8 protein-coding genes are annotated in these 6,196 nt (G+C 70.7%); all 8 read left to right on the top strand.

Features of this window, described 5'->3' with window-relative positions; all coding sequences use genetic code 11:
* Nucleotides 1-64: 64 nt before the first annotated feature.
* Nucleotides 65-904 carry an ATP phosphoribosyltransferase gene (gene hisG / locus ACO1X9_RS15140; RefSeq protein WP_486351682.1) on the top strand — a complete coding sequence of 280 codons (840 nt, stop codon included), beginning with the start codon at nucleotides 65-67 and terminating at the stop codon, nucleotides 902-904.
* 15 nt (nucleotides 905-919) lie between these two features.
* A complete protein-coding gene (gene hisF, locus ACO1X9_RS15135) occupies nucleotides 920-1,681 on the top strand; it encodes an imidazole glycerol phosphate synthase subunit HisF (protein ID WP_486351681.1) in 762 nt (253 codons plus the stop codon).
* A complete protein-coding gene (gene hisI / locus ACO1X9_RS15130; protein ID WP_486351680.1) occupies nucleotides 1,678-2,022 on the top strand; it encodes a phosphoribosyl-AMP cyclohydrolase in 345 nt (114 codons plus the stop codon). The genes hisF and hisI overlap by 4 nt, the downstream gene beginning before the upstream one ends.
* Before the next feature lie 39 nt (nucleotides 2,023-2,061).
* The gene (locus ACO1X9_RS15125; protein ID WP_486351679.1) at nucleotides 2,062-3,600 is read left to right on the top strand and encodes an anthranilate synthase component I; all 1,539 of its coding nucleotides are present in this window, start codon (nucleotides 2,062-2,064) and stop codon (nucleotides 3,598-3,600) included.
* Between the two features lie 8 nt (nucleotides 3,601-3,608).
* Nucleotides 3,609-4,034 (top strand): Trp biosynthesis-associated membrane protein, encoded by a 426-nt coding sequence (locus tag ACO1X9_RS15120; RefSeq protein ID WP_486351678.1) that lies wholly within the window; start codon nucleotides 3,609-3,611, stop codon nucleotides 4,032-4,034.
* Between the two features lie 68 nt (nucleotides 4,035-4,102).
* Entirely contained in the window at nucleotides 4,103-4,336 is a 234-nt protein-coding gene (locus tag ACO1X9_RS15115; RefSeq protein ID WP_486351677.1) for a DUF6704 family protein, read from the top strand.
* Nucleotide 4,337: 1 nt separating this feature from the next.
* A complete protein-coding gene (gene trpC / locus ACO1X9_RS15110) occupies nucleotides 4,338-5,117 on the top strand; it encodes an indole-3-glycerol phosphate synthase TrpC (protein ID WP_486351683.1) in 780 nt (259 codons plus the stop codon).
* A partial coding sequence (gene trpB / locus ACO1X9_RS15105) for a tryptophan synthase subunit beta (protein ID WP_486351676.1) occupies nucleotides 5,114-6,196 on the top strand: 1,083 nt, incomplete at its 3' end. The genes trpC and trpB, both read left to right, overlap by 4 nt.

The following is a 6,196-nucleotide window of genomic DNA, read 5'->3' as shown; positions in this document are numbered from 1 at the left end:
GCGGCGCAGCCGCGTGTCGAGACCTCCACGCAGACCCCGACAACTCCGAACGAAAGACGCCAGGATGCTCCGCATCGCCGTGCCCAACAAGGGCACCCTCTCCGAGACCGCCGTCGAGATGCTCCGCGAGGCGGGCTACGCGGTGCGCCGCGACCCGAAGGAGCTCATCGTCTCCGACCCGCGGAACGACGTCGAGTTCTTCTACCTCCGGCCGCGCGACATCGCGACCTACGTCGGCTCCGGCGCCCTCGACGTCGGCGTGACGGGTCGCGACCTGCTGCTCGACTCGCACTCGTCCGCCGTCGAGATCGAGGCGTTCGATTTCGGCGCGTCGACGTTCCGCTTCGCCGGGCCGACCGGCAGCTTCTCGAAGCTCTCCGACCTCGCCGGTGTGAGGGTCGCGACGTCGTACTCGGGCCTCGTCGGCGACTTCCTCGAGGCGCAGGGGGTCGCGGCCGAGGTCGTGCACCTCGACGGTGCTGTCGAGTCCGCCGTGCGCCTTGGCGTCGCGGATGCCGTGGCCGACGTCGTCGAGACCGGGTCGACGCTGCGCAAGCAGGGGCTCGAGATCTTCGGCCCCGTGATCCTCGAGTCGAGCGCCGTGCTCATCGCGTCGCGCGACGATGTCGAGGGGCTCGAGACGTTCCGCCGCCGCCTGCAGGGCGTCATGGTGGCGCACCGCTTCGTGCTCATGGACTACGACCTGCCCGCCGACCTCATCGAGCAGGCGTCGAAGATCACGCCGGGCTTCGAGTCGCCGACGGTGTCGCCGCTGCGCGACTCCGGCTGGGTCGCGGTGCGGGTCATGGTGCCGCGCGACGAGGTCAACCACCTCATGGACGAGCTGTACACGCTCGGCGCACGCGCCATCCTCGTGACCTCGATCCACGCCGCGCGGATCTGACATGGCGGAACTGCGATGAGCGTCGCCGTGCGAGTCATCCCGTGCCTCGACGTGACCGAGGGCCGCGTCGTGAAGGGCGTCAACTTCGAGAACCTGCGCGACATGGGCGACCCCGTCGAACTCGCGAAGCGGTACTACGAGCAGGGCGCCGACGAGATCACCTTCCTCGACGTGACGGCGACGGTGGATGCGCGCGCGACGATGTACGCGACCGTCACCGCCACCGCCGAGCAGGTCTTCATCCCGCTCACCGTCGGCGGGGGAGTGCGCAGCCCCGACGACGTCGCGCGCCTGCTCGCGAGTGGCGCCGACAAGGTGGGCGTCAACAGCGCCGCGATCGCGAACCCGGCGCTCGTCGGCGACATCGCCGACCGGTTCGGCGCGCAGGTGCTCGTGCTTTCACTCGACATCAAGCGCAGCCCGCGCACGCCGAGCGGGTTCGTCGTCACAACGCACGGCGGACGCACCGAGACCGAGCTCGACGCCCTCGCCTGGGCGCGCGAGACCATCGAGCGCGGCGCGGGTGAACTGCTCGTCAACTCGATCGATGCCGACGGCACGAAACAGGGCTTCGACCTCGAGCTCACCGGTCTCATCCGCGAGCTCTCGGCGGTACCTGTCATCGCGAGCGGAGGCGCCGGCGCGGTCGAGCACTTCGCCCCGGCCGTCGCCGCGGGCGCGGATGCCGTGCTCGCCGCCTCCGTCTTCCACGGCGGCGAGCTCACGGTCGGCCAGGTGAAAGACGCCCTCCGGGCGGAAGGGGTGGCGGTGCGATGACGCAGGATGTGCTCGACCGAGTGAGGTTCGACGCGAACGGGCTGCTGCCCGCGATCATCCAAGAGGAGTCGAGCCGGGATGTCCTCATGCTCGGCTACATGGACGCCGAGGCACTGCGGAGAACCCTGACCGAGGGGCGCGTGACGTTCTGGTCGCGCAGCCGGCAGGAATACTGGCGCAAGGGAGACACGAGCGGCAACATCCAACTCGTGCGCGCCGCCGCGCTCGACTGCGACGGCGACACCATCCTCGTCACGGTGCACCAGGTGGGTCCGGCCTGCCACACGGGCGCCCACGCCTGTTTCGACGTCGACCCCCTGGATGTGTCGGTGGTCGAGTAGCCGCGCAGCGGCGTGTCGAGACCCTGCGAGAATGACCCCATGACCACGACGACCACGGCCGGGACGACGTCCCGCGCCGAGTTCCGCGCGGCGATCGCCGCCGGGCACCGCGTCGTCCCGGTGCTGCGCCGCCTGTTCGCCGACGGGGAGACCCCGGTCGGCGTCTACCGCAAGCTCGCGGTGGGGAAGCCCGGGACGTTCCTGCTGGAATCCGCGGAGCAGGGAGGGATCTGGTCGCGGTGGTCGTTCGTCGGCGTCGGCTCCCGGGGTGTGCTCACGCAAGGACCGACCGGGGTGACCTGGATCGACTACGGGCTGCCGGCATCCCGTGCCCTCGGTGACGACTGCCCGACGGAGCCGCTCGACGCGCTCACCCACCTCTACCGCCGCTGGAGCACCCCGCAGGTGGACGGGCACCCGCCGCTCACCGGCGGCCTCGTCGGCTTCATCGGGTGGGAGGCCGTGCGGCAGCTCGAGCGGCTGCCCGACGCCCCGCCCGCCGACTTCGACGTTCCCGGTCAGGCGTTCTCGTTCGTCTCGGAGCTCGTCGCGCTCGACCACCGCACGGGGTCGGCGATCCTCATCGCAGCGGCGCTCAACGACGGCGTCGACGACGAGGAGACCCTGTGGGCCGATGCGCAGCGTCGCCTCGACGACCTCCAGTCGGGTCTCGCCCGCCCGAGCGAGGCGTGGCTCGCCGACGTCGACCTCACCGTCTCGCCGGAGCCGATCGCGCGCACGAAACGTGATGACTACCTCGCCGCCGTCGAGCGTTCGCGTGAGTACATCCGCGACGGGGATGTCTTCCAGGTCGTGATCTCGCAGCGCTTCGACCACGAGATCACCGCCGACCCGATCGACGTCTACCGGGTGCTGCGCACGCTCAACCCGAGCCCGTACATGTACCTGCTCACGCTCGAGGCTCCCGACGGCTCCGAGTACGCGATCGTCGGCTCGAGTCCCGAGGCGCTCGTCAAGGTGAGCGACGGGCGCGTCATCACGCATCCGATCGCCGGCTCCAAGCCGCGCGGCGAGAGTCCCGAACAGGATGTCGACCTCGCCGACGAGCTCCTCGGCGACCCCAAGGAGCAAGCCGAGCACCTCATGCTCGTCGACCTCGCGCGCAACGACCTCTCGAAGGTGTGCGTGGCGGGCTCCGTCGAGGTGACCGAGTTCATGCAGGTCGAGCGGTTCAGCCACATCATGCACCTCGTCTCGACGGTCGAGGGCGATCTGCGGCCCGACGCCACGAGCATCGACGTGTTCCGGGCGACGTTCCCGGCGGGCACGCTCTCCGGCGCGCCGAAGCCGCGGGCGCTCGAGATCATCGACGAACTCGAGCCGGCCCAGCGTGGCGTCTACGGGGGCGTCGTCGGCTACTTCGGCCTCGCGGGAGATGCCGACCTCGCGATCGCGATCCGCACGGCGACGATCGTCGGCGGTCTCGCGCGCGTGCAGGCCGGAGCCGGTCTCGTCGCCGACTCGGATGCCGCGAGCGAGCACGAGGAGGCGCACAACAAGGCCGCCGCGCCGTTGCGCGCCGTCGCGATCGCCAACGCGATGCGCCGACTCACCTGAGGATCGCGATGACCGCGTCGCGCCTGCGTCTCCTCGCGCTGCTCGCCCTCGTCGTGCCGATCGCGCTGACGGGTGCCGCGTCGCCCGTCAGCGCGGGGTTCACCGCGCTCGCGCTCGCGTCGGCCGCCGCGGCCGCCGCGATGCTGCTCGCCGGGCCGGTGTTCCGACTCATCCTCTCGGTGCTGCTCGCTCTGCTCGGACTCTGCGTCGTCCTCGTCGCCCTCAACACGCCCGATGGCGGGACACTCGGTGTTCTCGCGCTCGTCGCCGGCATCCTGCAGGTGCTCGTCGCAATCGGGGTCTCGACGACCGTGCGCCGCTGGCCGACGAGCACGTCGCGGTACTCGCGTTCCCGCGTGCAGGGAGACCGAGCGAGCGACTGGGATGCGCTGTCCGAGGGCGACGACCCGACCGACGTCCCGGTGGTCGAGTAGTCGCTGCAGGCGGCGTGTCGAGACTCGATAGACTGACGACGCACACCCCCGAGTACGAGGAGTCCCCAGTGAGCCACGACGAGAACGAGCCCGGTCACGGCAATTCCCCCGCCGCGTGGGTCGGCGTGGTCATCATGCTGATCGGCTTCGCGGTCGGCACCGTCGCGTTCTTCTTCGAGCAGCCGCTGGTCGTCTGGATCTCGGTCGGCGTGATCGTGCTCGGCCTCGTCGCGGGCCTCGCGCTCGCCGCGATGGGCTATGGCGTCAAGGGGCCGCGTTACGCCCCGAAGAGCAATTCCTGACCTGCTCGCGGAGCTGACGGCGGGCGCCCTCGACGACGCCGCATCCCGTCGTGAGCAGCAGCCGCTCTCCGCGGTCGAGAGGGTCGCGCTCGGGCGCCCGGCGGCGCGCGACGCGCTCGCGGCGCTCGCCCCGGCCGATCGGGTGAAGGTGATCGCCGAGGTCAAGCGTGCGAGTCCTTCGCGGGGTCCGCTCGCCGAGATCGCCGACCCGGCCGCCCTCGCGGTCTCGTACCAGACCGGGGGAGCGAGCGCGATCAGCGTGCTCACCGAGGGGCGCCGCTTCGGCGGCTCGCTCGCCGACCTCACGGAGGTGCGCCGCGCCGTCGACGTTCCCGTGCTGCGCAAAGACTTCATCGCCGATCCGTACCAGGTCGTGGAGGCGCGGGCCGCCGACGCCGACCTCGTACTGCTCATCGTCGCCGCCCTCGAGCAGAACTCGCTGCGGGAGCTCCACGACCTCGTGGTGCAGCTCGGGATGACGCCGCTCGTCGAGGCGCACTCCGCCGAGGAGGTCGAGCGCGCACTCGACGTGGGCGCGCACCTCGTGGGCGTCAACGCCCGCGACCTGTCGACGTTCGAGCTCGACCGCGACCTGTTCGGTCGACTCGCCGATCGCATCCCGTCGGGTGTCATCCGCGTCGCGGAGTCGGCGGTGGCCGATCCCGCCGACGTGGCGCACTATCGCGCCGCCGGTGCCGACGTCGTACTCATCGGGGAGGCGCTCGTCACGGGCGACGACCCCGTCGCCACCCTCGAGTCGTTCCTGGAGGCCGGACGATGACTTCCCTCAAGGACCGCCCCGGTCCCTTCTTCGACGCCTACGGCGGCCGGTTCATGCCCGAGTCGCTCATCAAGGCCATCGACGAGCTCGCCGCCGCCTACGAGGACGCGAAGGCGGATCCTTCGTTCGCGGCCGAGCTCGCCGAACTGCACCGCACCTACACCGGTCGCCCGTCGATCATCACCGAGGTGCCGCGGTTCGCGGAGCACGCCGGTGGCGCTCGCATCATCCTCAAGCGCGAAGACCTCAACCACACCGGCTCGCACAAGATCAACAACGTGCTCGGCCAGGCCCTGCTCACGAAGCGCCTCGGCAAGAAGCGGGTCATCGCCGAGACCGGAGCCGGCCAGCACGGCGTCGCGACCGCGACCGCGGCAGCGCTGTTCGGACTCGAGTGCACCGTCTTCATGGGCGAGGTCGACACGCAACGCCAGGCGCTCAACGTCGCGCGCATGCGGCCCCTCGGCGCCGATGTCGTCGCCGTGACGACGGGCTCGCGCACCCTCAAAGACGCCATCAACGAGGCCTACCGCGAGTGGGTCACGAGCGTCGAGACGACCAACTACATCTTCGGCACCGCGGCAGGTCCGCACCCGTTCCCCGCGATGGTGCGCGACTTCCAGAAGATCATCGGCGAGGAGGCCCGCCAGCAGGTCATCGACCTCACCGGCAAGCTCCCGGATGTCGTCATGGCCTGCGTCGGCGGAGGCTCGAACGCGATCGGCATCTTCCACGCGTTCCTCGACGACGCCGACGTGCGCCTGATCGGCATCGAGGCCGGGGGAGAGGGCATCGAGTCAGGCCGTCATGCCGCGCGGTTCGCGGCGAGTGAGCCGGGAGTCCTGCACGGGACGTTCAGCTACCTCATGCAGGACGCCGACGGCCAGACCATCGAGTCCCACTCCATCTCCGCCGGGCTCGACTACCCCAGCGTCGGCCCGGAGCACTCCTTCCTGCGCGACTCGGGCCGCGCCGAGTACCGCTACGCCACCGACCAGCAGGCGATGGCGGCCTTCGAGCTGCTGTGCAAGACCGAGGGCATCATCCCGGCGATCGAGTCGGCCCACGCCCTCGCCGGC

Source organism: Pseudolysinimonas sp., from assembly GCF_057350545.1.
The sequence above is the reverse complement of the archived record's forward strand: the minus strand, read 5'-3'. Positions and strand labels throughout refer to the sequence as shown.